The 13,515-nt window shown below is 62.4% G+C and carries 11 protein-coding genes; 5 read left to right on the forward strand and 6 right to left on the reverse strand.

All coding sequences use genetic code 11. The features are described from left to right. Window positions 1-103 precede the first annotated feature (103 nt). Window positions 104-1,411, forward strand: coding sequence for a lysophospholipid transporter LplT (gene lplT, locus FQ755_RS32535; RefSeq protein ID WP_144161050.1), 1,308 nt, complete (start codon window positions 104-106; stop codon window positions 1,409-1,411). Between the two features lie 48 nt (window positions 1,412-1,459). After that, window positions 1,460-2,266 carry a bifunctional hydroxymethylpyrimidine kinase/phosphomethylpyrimidine kinase gene (gene thiD / locus FQ755_RS32540; RefSeq protein WP_144161053.1) on the forward strand — a complete coding sequence of 269 codons (807 nt, stop codon included), beginning with the start codon at window positions 1,460-1,462 and terminating at the stop codon, window positions 2,264-2,266. Window positions 2,267-2,319: 53 nt separating this feature from the next. Here thiD and FQ755_RS32545 read toward each other — a convergent pair whose 3' ends face one another. The 4 genes from FQ755_RS32545 to tsaB are packed head-to-tail and all read right to left on the reverse strand — an operon-like array spanning window position 2,320 to window position 5,726. Continuing rightward, window positions 2,320-3,321: a DUF1853 family protein gene (locus FQ755_RS32545; protein WP_144161055.1), complete on the reverse strand. Its 1,002-nt coding sequence runs from the start codon at window positions 3,319-3,321 to the stop codon at window positions 2,320-2,322. After that, window positions 3,318-4,364 carry a uracil-DNA glycosylase family protein gene (locus FQ755_RS32550; protein ID WP_144161057.1) on the reverse strand — a complete coding sequence of 349 codons (1,047 nt, stop codon included), beginning with the start codon at window positions 4,362-4,364 and terminating at the stop codon, window positions 3,318-3,320. Before FQ755_RS32550 ends, FQ755_RS32545 begins: the two co-directional genes overlap by 4 nt. After that, window positions 4,351-4,845 (reverse strand): ribosomal protein S18-alanine N-acetyltransferase, encoded by a 495-nt coding sequence (gene rimI, locus FQ755_RS32555; protein ID WP_144161060.1) that lies wholly within the window; start codon window positions 4,843-4,845, stop codon window positions 4,351-4,353. The genes FQ755_RS32550 and rimI overlap by 14 nt, the downstream gene beginning before the upstream one ends. Continuing rightward, window positions 4,842-5,726 (reverse strand): tRNA (adenosine(37)-N6)-threonylcarbamoyltransferase complex dimerization subunit type 1 TsaB, encoded by an 885-nt coding sequence (tsaB, locus tag FQ755_RS32560; protein WP_144161063.1) that lies wholly within the window; start codon window positions 5,724-5,726, stop codon window positions 4,842-4,844. Before tsaB ends, rimI begins: the two co-directional genes overlap by 4 nt. 216 nt (window positions 5,727-5,942) lie before the next feature. On the opposite strand from tsaB, the gene FQ755_RS32565 reads away from it, so the two are divergent. Next, a complete protein-coding gene (locus FQ755_RS32565; RefSeq protein ID WP_144161066.1) occupies window positions 5,943-6,212 on the forward strand; it encodes an acyl-CoA-binding protein in 270 nt (89 codons plus the stop codon). Window positions 6,213-6,333: 121 nt separating this feature from the next. Here the strand turns inward: FQ755_RS32565 and FQ755_RS32570 are convergent, their stop codons facing one another. Beyond that, window positions 6,334-6,630 (reverse strand): hypothetical protein, encoded by a 297-nt coding sequence (locus FQ755_RS32570; RefSeq protein WP_144161069.1) that lies wholly within the window; start codon window positions 6,628-6,630, stop codon window positions 6,334-6,336. Here FQ755_RS32570 and FQ755_RS32575 point away from each other — a divergent pair. Continuing rightward, window positions 6,629-8,254 (forward strand): DEAD/DEAH box helicase, encoded by a 1,626-nt coding sequence (locus tag FQ755_RS32575; protein WP_144161072.1) that lies wholly within the window; start codon window positions 6,629-6,631, stop codon window positions 8,252-8,254. The two genes, FQ755_RS32570 and FQ755_RS32575, sit on opposite strands and share 2 nt — an antisense overlap. 393 nt (window positions 8,255-8,647) lie before the next feature. Next, window positions 8,648-9,955: an isocitrate lyase gene (gene aceA / locus FQ755_RS32585; RefSeq protein WP_144161077.1), complete on the forward strand. Its 1,308-nt coding sequence runs from the start codon at window positions 8,648-8,650 to the stop codon at window positions 9,953-9,955. A 235-nt stretch (window positions 9,956-10,190) separates the two neighbouring features. On the opposite strand, the gene FQ755_RS32590 is transcribed toward aceA, so the two are convergent. Further along, a complete protein-coding gene (locus FQ755_RS32590) occupies window positions 10,191-13,259 on the reverse strand; it encodes a hypothetical protein (RefSeq protein ID WP_144161080.1) in 3,069 nt (1,022 codons plus the stop codon). Window positions 13,260-13,515: the final 256 nt, after the last annotated feature.

Consider the following 13,515-nt stretch of genomic DNA (forward strand, 5'->3'; position numbering starts at 1 on the left):
ATGATATAAAGCCGTGCGCACAACCCATTTCGAACGGAATAAGCCCGGACGCCTTGCACACGGCCGGGGCGGACAGACCGCAGCGAGGACAGCATCGCATCAGATGAAAAAAGGTTTTTACACCATCATGGCCGCGCAGTTTTTTTCGTCGCTGGCCGACAATGCGCTTCTGATTGCTGCTATTGCACTGCTGAAAGACCTTCACGCCCCGAACTGGATGACGCCGCTGCTCAAGCTGTTCTTTGTGCTGTCGTATGTCGTGCTCGCGGCCTTTGTCGGCGCCTTCGCCGATTCGCGTCCGAAGGGGCGCGTGATGTTTGTCACCAATACCATCAAGGTAGTCGGCTGTTTCACGATGCTGGTCGGCGCGCATCCGCTGATTGCTTATGGCATCGTAGGATTCGGCGCGGCGGCGTATTCGCCGGCCAAGTACGGCATTCTCACCGAACTGCTGCCGCCTGACCGGCTGGTCGCCGCGAACGGCTGGATCGAAGGCACCACGGTCGGCTCGATCATCCTCGGCACAGTATTGGGCGGCGCGCTGATCAGCCCGCATATCGCCTCGCACATCCTGCGGCACCACATCCCCACCGTCGACACCCCCGCCGAAGCGGCGATGCTCGTGATCATGGCGATCTACGTGATCGCGGCGCTGTTCAATCTACGGATTCCCGACACCGGCGCGCGTTATCCGCAACAGGAACGCGGCCCCATCAAACTCATCACCGATTTCGCCGACTGCTTCCAGATTCTCTGGCACGACAAGCTCGGGCAGATTTCGCTCGCCGTCACCACCCTCTTCTGGGGCGCGGGCGCGACCTTGCAGTTCATCGTGCTGAAGTGGGCGGAAGTGTCGCTTGGCATGTCGCTCTCGGAGGGGGCCATCCTGCAGGCGGTGGTCGCCGTGGGCGTGGCGGCGGGCGCGATCTTCGCGGCCTCGCGCGTGCCGCTCAAGAAGTCGCTGTCGGTGCTGCCGGTCGGCATCATGATGGGCATTGCCGTCATGCTGATGGCGTTCTACACCCGCACGCTGTTTCCCGCGCATTGGGGCCTGTACTTCGGCCATATGCGCGTGCCCGGCTATCTGATCTTCGCCTATCTGTTCCTGATGGTGGTGGGCGGTCTGTCCGGATTTTTCGTGGTGCCAATGAATGCGCTGCTGCAGCATCGCGGGCACGTGCTGCTGTCGGCCGGGCATTCCATCGCCGTGCAGAATTTCAATGAGAACCTCTCGGTGCTCGTGATGCTGTGCCTGTACGCCGTGCTGGTGTGGCTCGACGTGCCGGTGTCGGCCGTGATCGTGCTGTTCGGCACCTTCGTGTGCATCATGATGTGGTTCGTAATGCGGCGCCATCAGGCCAATCAGCGCGCGTTCGATTCGGTCGCGTTGATCGGCGAAGTGAAGCACTGAGCGGCGCAATTCACGCCGCGTCCGCGCTTCTTTCTTTCCAGCCTCCTCATGACCCAACCGATTCCCAACGTCCTGACGATTGCCGGTTCCGATTCCGGCGGCGGCGCCGGCATTCAGGCCGACCTCAAAGCCTTTTCGGCCCTCGGCGCCTATGGCGCAAGCGTCATCACGGCGCTGACGGCGCAGAACACCCGCGGCGTCACGGCGATTCACACCCCCGAGCCGGCATTCATCACGGCGCAACTCGACGCGGTGTTCGACGATATCCGCATCGATGCGGTGAAAATCGGCATGCTGGCGAACGCGCAGGTCGCGCGGGCGGTCGCCGAGGCATTGCGGCGGCACCGGCCGAAGCACGTCGTGCTCGACACGGTGATGATCTCCAAAAGCAATCACGCGCTGCTCGCCCCCGACGCGGTGGCCGTGGTGCGCGACGAACTGCTGCCGCTCGCCGACCTCCTCACGCCGAATCTGCCGGAAGCGGCTGCGTTACTAGGCGTTGCTCCCGCCACCGATGAAGCCGCGATGATCGAACAGGGCGAAGCGCTGCGCGCCCTCGGCGCGCGCGCGGTGCTGATGAAAGGCGGCCACCTCGCCGCCGCCGACAGCCCCGACTGGCTGGTACAGGACAGCGGCACGCTGCGCCTGTACGCCGCGCGGGTGCCGGTGAAGAATACGCACGGCACAGGCTGCACGTTGTCGTCGGCGATTGCGGCGCTGATTCCGCAGCGCGCGGACCTGGCGAGCGCCGTCACCGACGCCAAAATTTATCTGACGGGCGCGCTGCAAGCCAGCGACCAGCTCGAGGTCGGCAGCGGCGTCGGGCCGGTGCATCATTTTTATCGTTGGTGGTGAGGCGGTTCTGTGCGGCTCGTGCACGCGGCATTGATCCGTAGCGAGCACTGGGTCTACTGCCGTGCGAACGCCTGAGCTTTTTGCGGCCAGTCGTCCGGCACGATGAAACCGCGCGACCGCTCGACCCAGCGCCCGGCGTCGTCGAGATGAAAAGCGGCCACCATGGTCGGGCCGTTCTGATGGGCGACGCGCTCGCTCAAAGCGCCAGCTTCGACGAACGCGAGGCCCGCCGCTTCTGCCGCACCCGCTTCATGCCGGCGCGGCGCGAGCCATTCGAGCCGCGGCAAGATCCGCCACGCCTGCGCATGGTCCGCCGCGAAAGCCGGCCAGCTGGAGCGCGCCGCCCACCAGCCGCGCGTGTGCGTGGGATCGATTTGCGCCGGATCGTCCGTCGTCTCGCCGTGCGGATAAAACAGCCAGCCTTTGATGAACATCTGCGGTTCCCATGGCCCCGCGTGTCCCAATGACGCGAATTCCTCGCGCGCACTGAGCGGCAACTGATGATCGAGCACGTGGGCCAGCTTGAGATCGAAGCGGTCCTGCAGATTAGGGCCGACGTAATCGGCCAGTTGCGCCCGGCCCGCGCCAGCATGCAGATAGCATTTGACCGCCAGTTCCCAGTGCAGCCGCCGCCCCGTCTGGGTCTGAACCAGAAAATCGCATTCGCCGAGCGTAAGGCCGGCGCGCCGCAGCGGCACGTTCGCGGCGATCAGACGCGCCGCCGGGCCATGCTGCAGAAACCAGCCCAGCAGACATTCGGCGTAGCGGCCAAGACGCGTCAGGCGCGCCGATGCGAGATCGCGTTGCAGGTCGAGCGGGTCGGCGTCCAAGGCGTGCAGCCAGTCGAGCGTGGCGTTTAGCTCGTCCGCTGTTTCGAACGCGCTCGCCAGCATGCCGACCGGGGGTTGCGCCCGCAACAGATCGGCGCTGAACAGCAGCCACGCGAGATCGCGCACCGCCGGCTCGCGCAGCGCGTCCCACGGTGCCGCAGGCAGAGCGGCCGGGAAAGCGGCCGAAAGCGCGGCCGAAAGCGCAGCCGGCCGGAGCGAGTTCATCCGTTGGCCGCGGCGGCTTCGCCGCCCGCCTTCTGCCACGTGTCGCGGGCGAGGCACAGATCGGCCCACGCCTTGGCCTTGTCGGGCAAGGCGCGCAGCAGATACGCCGGGTGATAGGTGACGATCACCGGCACGCCCTCATAAGCATGGACGCGGCCGCGCAGCGACGAAATACTCGCATCCGTTTTCAGCAGACTTTGCGCGGCGAAACGGCCCAGCGCGACGATCAGCTTCGGCTTGACGAGCGCGACCTGGCGCTGCAGATACGGCTCGCAGCGCGCGACCTCGTCCGGCTCGGGGTTGCGGTTGCCGGGCGGGCGGCACTTGATGACGTTGGCAATGTAGACGTTGGTGTCGCGCGCGAGCGTCAGCGACCTCAGCATGTTGTCGAGCAGCTTGCCGGCCTGGCCGACGAACGGCTCGCCCTGGCGGTCCTCGTTTTCGCCGGGGGCTTCGCCGATCAGCATCCAGTCGGCGTTGCGGTCGCCGACGCCGAACACGGTGTTGGTGCGCTTCTCGCACAGACGGCAGCGCTCGCAGGCGGAGACGCGCCCGGCGAGGGCGTCCCAGTCGAGAGTCTGCAGCGAGGGTTCGGCTTGCTCGATGCGCTCCACGGGTTCGACAGGGACGACACGCGCTTCGGACGGCGGCTGGGACGGCAGGTCGTCGAACCAGGCGAAGTCGTCGTCGGGAGGCGCGGAGGCTGACGCAGTGGCATCGGCGGGAGCGGGAGCCGCAGCCGGACGGGCCGGCGGCGCGGGCCGTGCTGCCGGCGTCGCGCCGCCTTGCGCGCGTAGCGTTGCCTCGGGGCGTGGTTGCGCCGGACGCTCGTCGTGAGTCCGCACGGCCGCCACGCGCTCGACCGCGGCGGCCTCGTGGGCGGCCTCGTGGGCGGCCTCGTGGGCGGCCTCGTGCGCGGTTTGCTGGGTGCTTGCGGCGGGCGTGGCCGCTTCCAGCGCCTCGCCGGCTGCCTGCCCCATCCCGCGCCTCACCCACAGCGGCGCCAGGCCCAACTCTTCCAATGCAGATTCATGCAGCGCCATCTGCGCCCCCCCTGGCAAACGAAAAACGCATCACGATGGCGTCCTCCCGGCTGCGATGACGCGCCGGATAGTAGTTTTTGCGACGGCCGATCGAAGCGAAGCCGAAGCGTTCATAAAGCCGGATAGCCCGGTGGTTCGACGGCCGCACTTCCAGCAGCAGCCCGTCGAGTTTCTCGTTGCGCGTAATGCGCACCGCTTCGCGCAGCAGCGACAGGCCGGCGCCTGCGCCTTGCGCGGCGGGCGCCACGCACAGGTTCAGCAGATGCATCTCGTCGACCACCGGCATCAGCACGCAATAGCCGATCAGGGTGCCGGTGACGTGGCGCAGACAGACGCCGAAATAGCCATTACGCAGCGAGTCTTCGAAATTGCCGCGGCTCCACGGAAACTCATAGGCCGCTTTTTCGATGATGGCGACCTCGTCGAGATCACCTTCGGTCATTGGCGACATGTAGCGGTCCGCCAGCAACACTCCGCTCATCGTCCGCCCTCGCCTTGAGGACCGGTGGGAGCGGGTGTGGCCGCATCCGCGGTTCCTGCCGCCTCTGCCGCGCCTGCCGCGCTTGCCGCTCGCGCGGCCTGGTCGGCCTTGTTGGCCTGGTCCGCTTTCCCGGCTTTTTCAGCCTTGTCCGCCAGCCGTTCCGCCGTGGTCTGCGCAACCTTGTTGCGCACATATTCCGGCGCGGCCAGCTCGGCCGGCACGGTACGCCCGGCGCGCAAGGCGCGCAGCGCCACGAAGGCGAGCGGCAAGGCATGCGGCAGCGCGGCGCCGTCGATAGCCCGAGCCGCGGCACTGGCGCTCAGCCGCGCGCCGAACGCCGCAGCGGCATTGCCTGCGAGCGTGAACGGCACGTCCGGCAGATTCAGGCGGTCGGGGGCGTCGAGCGAGGCCGGCTGGATCGTGCGCCATTCGCCGGCGGCAGCGTCCCACGCGAAATCGGCCCAATAGACTTCGTCCATGCGCGCGTCGAGCGCCGCCACCACCCGCTCGACCGACGGATCACGCAGGCGCGCGCTCTCGGCGCAGGCGAGCAGCGTGCCGACCGGCACCACTGGACAGTTCAGGCCGAAGGCGAGCCCTTGCGCCACGCCCGTCGCCGTGCGCAGGCCGGTGAACGAGCCAGGGCCCGCGCCGAAAGCGATCGCGTCGCAGTCGGCAAGCGCGAGGCCCGCTTCGACGAACAGTTCGCGGATAGCCGGCAACAGGCGCGTGCTGGACACGGCGCCAGTGGCTTCGTGACGCACCCAGGCGCGCGGTTCATCGGCGATGGAAGCGCCCGCGGCGACGGGCGCGGCGGACAGCAGCGCGACCGAGCAGAATTCGGTCGACGTATCGAGGGCAAGCAGCACAGTTCGGGTCATGGCCGCTATTGTAATGCGGCGCCCCGCCTCGCCGGACACCGGCGGCGCGGCTTACCTGTGCGCGGGCGCGCAAAGGGCCGCCATCCTTGACCCGCCGCTCGATGCCGCCCGCCGCCGCGCGTCGTTTGGAAGAATCGTTCGAGCCGCCTCCAACCCATCCGGCGAGCGTGCTTGATATGATCGACAGCCCATCTTGAATTCGCCACGGAGAAAAACATGAGCGATGTCGACGCCCAATTCGCAAAAGCCCACGAAGAGGTGCAACAACTGCCCGAACGTCCGGGCAACCTGACGCTGCTGCGCCTCTACGCGCTTTACAAGCAGGCCACCAAAGGCGACGTAAGCGGCGACAAGCCGGGCTTCACCGACATCGTCGGCAAGTACAAGTACGACGCCTGGGCCGCCCTCAAGGGCACCGCTCAGGACGCCGCCAAGCAGCAGTACGTGGAATTGGTCGAATCGCTGAAAAGCGGCGCCTCGGCCTGAACGGGCGTAGAAAATACCCGGGCGCTGCAAGTTCGGTTCACGGAATTGTCTTAATTGTGGCGCGGTGCAGCAAAAGCCTATACAATGCTGCCTGCGCTTCACTGCTTTGCCCGGCTCTCTTTTAGCGGCCTTTGCGGCGCAGCGCCTCGTAGCGTTTTGCTCCAATCCAGTTTAGAACCTGTCCCCTCCTGCCTAGCCCCCTACGGGCGATCATGTACCAGGCTGGCGGCACGCCGTGTTGGCATGTCGCAACCGATACAGCTTCTAACAAAAAGCTCGCCTTGATTGTCGCGAGCTGCCCCCGTTTTTCGATTTGCTCGCTGCTTCTTTGCTCGCTGAATCCGACGACTTGGGTATGCCGATTGGCGCCGACGTATTTATTCCGTGCATCACCCAGGATCGTTTCAAGGATTCTCATGACTTCGAGCAATACCCCCAGCAGCCCGTTGAACGCCATCGCCGACCAGGCACTCGGTCTCGTCGACTCCGCCGCAGCACCCGCACAGGCAGCCGTGGCTGCCGCGCCGGCAGCCGCCGCAGTCGTCGCCGAGGCACCGGCCGGCCCGTCGTTCGCGTCGCTCGGCCTGTCCCCGGACGTCGTCTCCGCACTGACCGCCGCTGGCTATCAAACCCCCACGCCGGTTCAGCAACGCGCGATCCCCGCCGGCATCGCCGGCCGCGATCTGATGGTCTCGAGCCCGACCGGTTCGGGCAAGACCGCCGCGTTCATGCTGCCCGCCATCGAGCGTTTCTCGCAACTGCAAAAGGCGCAAGCCAGCCAGCCGCGTGAGCCGCGTCCGGCTGACGGCGCCCGCAACACGCGCCGTCCGCAACCGGTTGCCCGTCCGACCATGCTGGTTCTGACGCCGACCCGCGAACTCGCGATGCAGGTCACCACTGCCGCCGCCACGTATGGCAAGCACCTGAAGCGCCTGCGCACCGTCAGCATTCTCGGCGGCGTCGCTTACGGCCAACAGCTGATGCTGCTGGCGAAAAACCCGGAAATCCTGGTTGCTACGCCGGGCCGTCTGATCGACCATCTGGAACGCGGCCGTATCGACCTGTCGCAACTGCAGATTCTCGTGCTCGACGAAGCCGACCGCATGCTGGATATGGGCTTCATCGAAGACATCGAGACCATCGTCGCCGCTACGCCGGCCACGCGTCAAACGATGCTGTTCTCGGCCACGCTCGACGGCAAGATCACTTCGCTGACGGGCCGTCTGCTGAAGGACCCGGAACGTATCGAGATCGTTCAGCGGATGGAACAGCGCACCAACATCGCGCAAACCGTCCACTATGTTGACGACCGCGATCACAAGGACCGTCTGCTCGACCATCTGCTGCGCGCCGACGGCCTCGACCAGGCAATCGTCTTCACCGCAACCAAGATGGACGCCGACCAGCTGGCCGGCCGTCTGGCCGATGCCGGTTTCGAATCCGCCGCACTGCACGGCGACCTGCCGCAGGGCGCGCGCAACCGCACCATCAAGGCACTGCGCGAGCGTCGTGTGCGCGTGCTGGTGGCAACGGACGTCGCCGCTCGCGGTATCGACATCCCGGGCATCACGCACGTGTTCAACTACGACCTGCCGAAGTTCGCGGAAGACTACGTGCACCGTATCGGCCGTACCGGCCGTGCTGGCCGCTCGGGCATCGCCGTGAGCCTCGTGCATCACGCCGAGCAAGGTGCGTTGAAGCGCATCGAGCGCTTCGTGCGCACCCCGCTGCCGGTCAATGTCGTCGAAGGCTTCGAGCCGCGCAAGTCGGCTCCGTCGGGCAATGGCCGTCCTGGCTTTGGCGGCCGTGGCCGTCCGGGCGGCGGCAACGGCGGTGGCCGTCGCTTCGGTAGCGGCAGCGGCGCCGGCAAGCCGGCTGGTAACGGCGGCGGCGCTCGCACCGGCAGCGGTGGCGGCAATGGCGGCGGCTGGGCCGGCAAGCCGGCCGGCGGCGGTTCGCGCGAAGGCTTCGGCGGCTCGCGTGACGGTGGCTACGGCGCACGCCGCAGCGACGGTCCGCGCACGGCGCGTCGTGGTAGCTGAACAGACAGCTAGATGACCCCAGGTGGCCTCGGCCACCCGGACGTCAAAAGGAAACCGGTGCTCAGGCGCCGGTTTTTTTTCGTCCGTATTTTGGCCGCGCACCAAATTTCACGATGTGGAAAATTTTTTTGCCTCGTAAAAAATCGTGCTGCGTGGCACAACGAGGGCTGTTGCAGCAGGGAAAACGGCGTTTCTCAATGCGGAACAAAGCAATTAAACCATTGATTTAAAACATTTAAAAATCTCACATAAAGCGCAACGTGCGTCTGTTGCGTGCGCTTCCATTTGCCTAGACTCTTATACAAGACTTCACGAAACGAAACGCCAGCCGGCCTTCGCTTCGAGAAGAGAGAGTTCACCAATCCCACTATTCAGGCAAACAAGGAGCACATCATGACGTCACGCCAACAGCAGGCACAGCAACTCCAACAGCAATGGGAAACCGATCCGCGCTGGAAAGGCATCAAGCGCAGCTACAGCGCCGAAGATGTCGTGCGGCTGCGCGGGTCCCTGGCGGTCGAGCACACGCTGGCGAAGCGCGGCGCGCAAAAACTGTGGGAAAGCGTCAACTCCGAGCCGTTCGTCAACTCGCTCGGCGCGCTGACCGGCAACCAGGCCATGCAACAGGTCAAGGCCGGCCTGAAGGCGATCTATCTGTCGGGCTGGCAGGTGGCGGGCGACGCCAATGTGGCCGGCGAAATGTATCCGGACCAGTCGCTGTATCCGGCTAATTCGGTGCCGCTCGTCGTGAAGCGCATCAACAATACGCTGACGCGCGCCGACCAGATTCAATGGTCGGAAGGCAAGAATCCCGGCGACGAAGGCTATATCGACTACTTCGCGCCGATCGTGGCCGACGCCGAAGCCGGTTTCGGCGGCGTGCTGAACGCGTTTGAACTGATGAAGTCGATGATCGAAGCGGGCGCCGCGGGCGTGCACTTCGAAGACCAGCTGGCGTCGGTCAAGAAGTGCGGCCACATGGGCGGCAAAGTGCTGGTGCCGACCCGCGAGAACGTCGCCAAGCTGACCGCCGCGCGGCTCGCGGCCGACGTCTCCGGCACGCCGACCGTCCTCCTGGCCCGCACCGACGCCGAAGCCGCCGACCTCGTCACCTCGGACATCGACGACAACGACAAGCCGTTCCTGACCGGCGAGCGCACCGTCGAAGGTTTCTATCGCACGAAGCCGGGCATCGAGCAGGCCATTTCGCGCGGCCTCGCCTACGCGCCCTACGCCGACATGATCTGGTGCGAAACCGGCAAGCCGGATCTCGCGTTCGCGAAGAAATTCGCCGACGCGATCCACAAGGAATTCCCGGGCAAGCTGCTGGCGTACAACTGCTCGCCGTCGTTCAACTGGAAGAAGAATCTCGACGACGCGACGATCGCCAAATTCCAGCGGGAACTGGGCGCGATGGGCTACAAGTTCCAGTTCATCACGCTGGCCGGTTTCCACGCGCTGAACTATTCGATGTTCAACCTCGCGCACGGTTATGCCCGTAACCAGATGACGGCCTTTGTTGAAATGCAGCAGGCGGAATTCGCGGCGGCCGAAAAGGGCTTTACCGCGGTGAAGCATCAGCGCGAAGTCGGCACGGGTTATTTCGACGCCGTCACGCAGACGGTCGAGCGCGAAGCGTCGACGACCGCGCTGCATGGGTCAACCGAGGACGAGCAGTTCTTCGACAAGAAGGTGGCTTAAGGGACGGGCGGCGTCCCGCTAACAGACAGGAAACGGTCCCGCTCGAAGGCCGCGATCAGGGGGAGACGCGTCAGCGCCGGAAAGGGCTAGCGAGCGGGACTCACGTAGATCGTATTAAATGTGCCGCCGTCACAACAATAACTCTGTCGACAAGAGACACCGCCGACGCCGGCAGCCCATCAGGGGTGCCGGCGCCTATTAGCTCGCGCTCAATCCCGGTCTAAAGCGCTTTGCGTCAGTGCGCAGAGGCGGTAAGCATGGCGCTTACGTCAGGCTGAAGCGCACCGGCCAGACTTGCCGAAACAGAGGCGGGGACCGCGTACGCGGCCATCGCAGCCACAAGCGGGCTCAGGTTGACGTCGTCGGTGACCGCGGCAGACTGATCCGCAGTCAGCCCGGACATGCCGGCACCGCTGTATGCCAGATTCACCCCTGCCATCTGGCCGGTCGTACCGTTTGCATAGCCAAACGTACCTTGCACGACAATCTGGTTGCCGTTGTCGTTCTGGTTCGCCTGCGTGTCCTGCAGGCTCAGCGACGTAATGCCCAGCTGACTCAGGCTGTAGAGTTGACCAGTCTCGAACTGTCCCGTACCCGTCGTGTCAACCCAGACCTTCAAATCGTTCCACAGCGCATCCGACGAGGTCAGTTCGCTTTCGCCGATGCCATCAACCTGCTGCGCCAGCGTATTGAGCGCATTCATCCCCGCCACGAGCTGGCTGCCCTGAGTGACCGCGACCGTGTTCTCCGGGTCATTCGGATCATATACCAGGTAGCCCTCGCCAGCTGTACCCCAGCCCGTCTGCACCGGCTGGCCATTGCTGAGCAGGTCGAAAGTCGCAGGCGAGCTGCCCAATGCTGTAGTCTGAACCGCACCGCCGTTCAGATTGAGCATGATCGGGTCATCGTCGAACCACGAATCGTCATCGTCCATATCAGCGTCATCGAAGTAGTCGTCGTCGCCCGAATCGAGGCTGCCCGAACCGCCCGTGAACCACGATCCCCCGCTGTAATACTCTGTCTCGGCACCCGTCGAGATATTGAACATCGCACCCGAGGTTTGAACACCTGTGGCTGCATTGAAGTAGTCAATCTGCGAGAAATAGCTTCCGCCCGTTGAAAACAGCTCCTCCGTTGCATAGGGGTCCACGCCGTCATACAGAAAAAGCGAATCAACCGCGCCCGAGACCGGATTGAACGCTTCGTTCTCCGTCTCCTTGCACGTTGTTGTGTTGAATAATGTGATCTGGCTGGCGTACGGGCCTGACGTGCTGAACTGGTCGTATTGTGACTCCAGCCCCGTGGACGTATTGAAGTACATCGCGCTGCTTTCCTGTCCGGTAGTGGAATTAAACAGGTCCTGCTGCGTCTCCACGCCCGCCGAATTATATTGATAAATCGCGTTGGCGTAGTTCGCGCCAGGGGTGAACGACGCCATTTCCGCGACGTAGTTATTGGTTGTCGTGCCGGCATACTGCAAGAATTCCGTTTCCTGCCCGGACGAACCGAACTCGACGTTCGAGATTTCAGCACCGTTGGCAGTACTGAAATTTATCTGGTTCGTCTCGTAGTTGTTGCCCGCTGTCCCACTGAAATAGATCCCGTCTGTTTCGTTGCCCGCCTGGTTGTACTGCAGGTCGGAAATCTCAAGACCATTCAGTGTGCTGAAGCTGATCTGGTCAGTCTGATAGTTGTTTGACGTCGTGCCGGCGAAGTCCTGCAGACCTGTTTCCTGACCGGAGGAATTGAACTGGTAGTTCGAGACGACCGCGCCGTTGGTGAGACTGAAGTTGTACTGGTTAGTCTCGTAGTTATTGGTCGTCGTGCCAGCGAAGTCCTGCTCATCGGCTTCCTTGCCCGATGAGTTGTACTGGTAGTTCGAGACGACCGCACCATTGGAGAGACTGAAGTTGTACTGGTTGGTCTCGTAGTTATTGGCCGTCGTACCAGCAAAGTCCTGCTCATCGGTTTCCCTGCCCGATGAATTGTACTGGTAGTTCGAGACGACGGAACCATTGGAGAGACTGAAGTTGTACTGGTTGGTCTCGTAGTTGTTGCTCGTCGTGCCGGCGAAGTCCTGCTCATCGGTTTCCTTGCCCGCTGAGTTGAACTGGTAGTTGGAAGTCTCGGCGCCGTTTTCCGTACTGTAGTTCACCTGATTGGTTTCGTAGTCGTTGGTCGCCGTCCCGGTGAAATAAATACCGTCTGTTTCCTTGCCAGCAGAATTGAACTGGTAGTCCGACGTTTCTACGCCGTAGAGCGTGCTGAAATTGATCTGGTTGGTCTCGTAGTTGCCCGTTGTCGTACCTGCGAACAACTGTTCCTCGGTCACCTGACTGGAAGAATTGAAGATGACGTTTGACGTCTCTGCATTATTGGCCGTGCTGTAGTTGGTTTGATTGGTTTCGTAGTTGTTTGTTGTCGTGCCTGCATAGTAGACGGCATCCGTTTCCTTGCCAGTCGCATTGAACTGGTAATCCGAAACCTCCACGCCGTACAGCGCGCTGTAATTGATCTGATCGGTTTCTATTCCATTCGAATAGTCTATTGCTTCCGACTCGTTACCAGTTGATGTGTTGATCAGCTGATCCTGAGTCATTTGGCCAGAAGTGTTCCACATCTGGTACTCGGTCTGCTGTCCATCGACGTTGTAAAACGAACGGCTCTCCAGTTTTCCATTTTCATCGCTGAAGCTTTCTGTGATCTGGCCTGAGACATCCTGAATAAATGCGCTACTTTTGTCCTGATTGTAAATTGTGCTGGTGAAGCTGCTTGCAGAGGTGTAGGTGTCGGTTCCGTGGCTCCCGTCGGACGACGTCCACGAATCGCTGAGCAGAGTTCGCGTACCATTGGCGCCAAGGGCCGAGTATTGCCCGGTAATTGTGCATGTATACTGATTGCTATCTCCACACACTTCAGTTGTAGTTATAGTCGCGCCACCGTTTTGTGCTTCAAGTTGGTTGAGTATGGAAGCCGCTGTTCCCGCATCCCACTCCGGAAGCGATAGAGCTTGCATGAGAATACCGGAATTGACTCCAGCGTACGTTAATGCCCCATTGACATACGAAATACAATTATTCCCAAATACACCCTGCACGCCAAAGAAGCCACCAAGGACATTGTAGTCCGTATTAATCTCAGGCAAGGAGGAGTTAACGCTTCCGCCTGGCAATCCGGCGTCTGCGAGGGCTTCGTTTTCTGTGTTCTCGCCGTATGCAATAAGGGCTTGCACCTGAGCGTCAGTAATAGGTGCACTTTGTGTAAAGTATCGACCTTGATAAACGGTGGAGTCGTCGTTGACCACCTGTCCAGCGCCAAATGGAGACCCTTGTTTGATGGGATCAAATCCGAAAGTGTACGAATTTCCGCTACTATCAGTTACTGTAAACCAAACGTGTCCCGGCAGTGACTGGGATGAACCTCCAGTTTGAGAGTTGATTTCATTGGTTCCAGGTGCTGCGATATTGATAGTCAATGTTCCAGACATTTTTTCACCATAATTAGTAGTGCTATATAGTAGATCTAAAAATAATTTAGATCTCATTTAAACGGCTTTCACC

Origin of the sequence: Paraburkholderia sp. BCC1885, assembly GCF_900996235.1 — a bacterium.
Taxonomy (GTDB): domain Bacteria; phylum Pseudomonadota; class Gammaproteobacteria; order Burkholderiales; family Burkholderiaceae; genus Paraburkholderia.

Bases quoted from the DNA above. Each gene is read 5' to 3' on its own strand.
- FQ755_RS32545 (WP_144161055.1), bottom strand. From the start codon at position 3,321: ATGAACTCGCTCCGGCCGGCTGCGCTTTCGGCCGCGCTTTCGGCCGCT.
- tsaB (WP_144161063.1), bottom strand. From the start codon at position 5,726: ATGACCCGAACTGTGCTGCTTGCCCTCGATACGTCGACCGAATTCTGC.
- thiD (WP_144161053.1), top strand. From the start codon at position 1,460: ATGACCCAACCGATTCCCAACGTCCTGACGATTGCCGGTTCCGATTCC.
- FQ755_RS32575 (WP_144161072.1), top strand. From the start codon at position 6,629: ATGACTTCGAGCAATACCCCCAGCAGCCCGTTGAACGCCATCGCCGAC.
- rimI (WP_144161060.1), bottom strand. From the start codon at position 4,845: ATGAGCGGAGTGTTGCTGGCGGACCGCTACATGTCGCCAATGACCGAA.
- FQ755_RS32570 (WP_144161069.1), bottom strand. From the start codon at position 6,630: ATGAGAATCCTTGAAACGATCCTGGGTGATGCACGGAATAAATACGTC.
- aceA (WP_144161077.1), top strand. From the start codon at position 8,648: ATGACGTCACGCCAACAGCAGGCACAGCAACTCCAACAGCAATGGGAA.
- FQ755_RS32550 (WP_144161057.1), bottom strand. From the start codon at position 4,364: ATGGCGCTGCATGAATCTGCATTGGAAGAGTTGGGCCTGGCGCCGCTG.
- FQ755_RS32565 (WP_144161066.1), top strand. From the start codon at position 5,943: ATGAGCGATGTCGACGCCCAATTCGCAAAAGCCCACGAAGAGGTGCAA.
- lplT (WP_144161050.1), top strand. From the start codon at position 104: ATGAAAAAAGGTTTTTACACCATCATGGCCGCGCAGTTTTTTTCGTCG.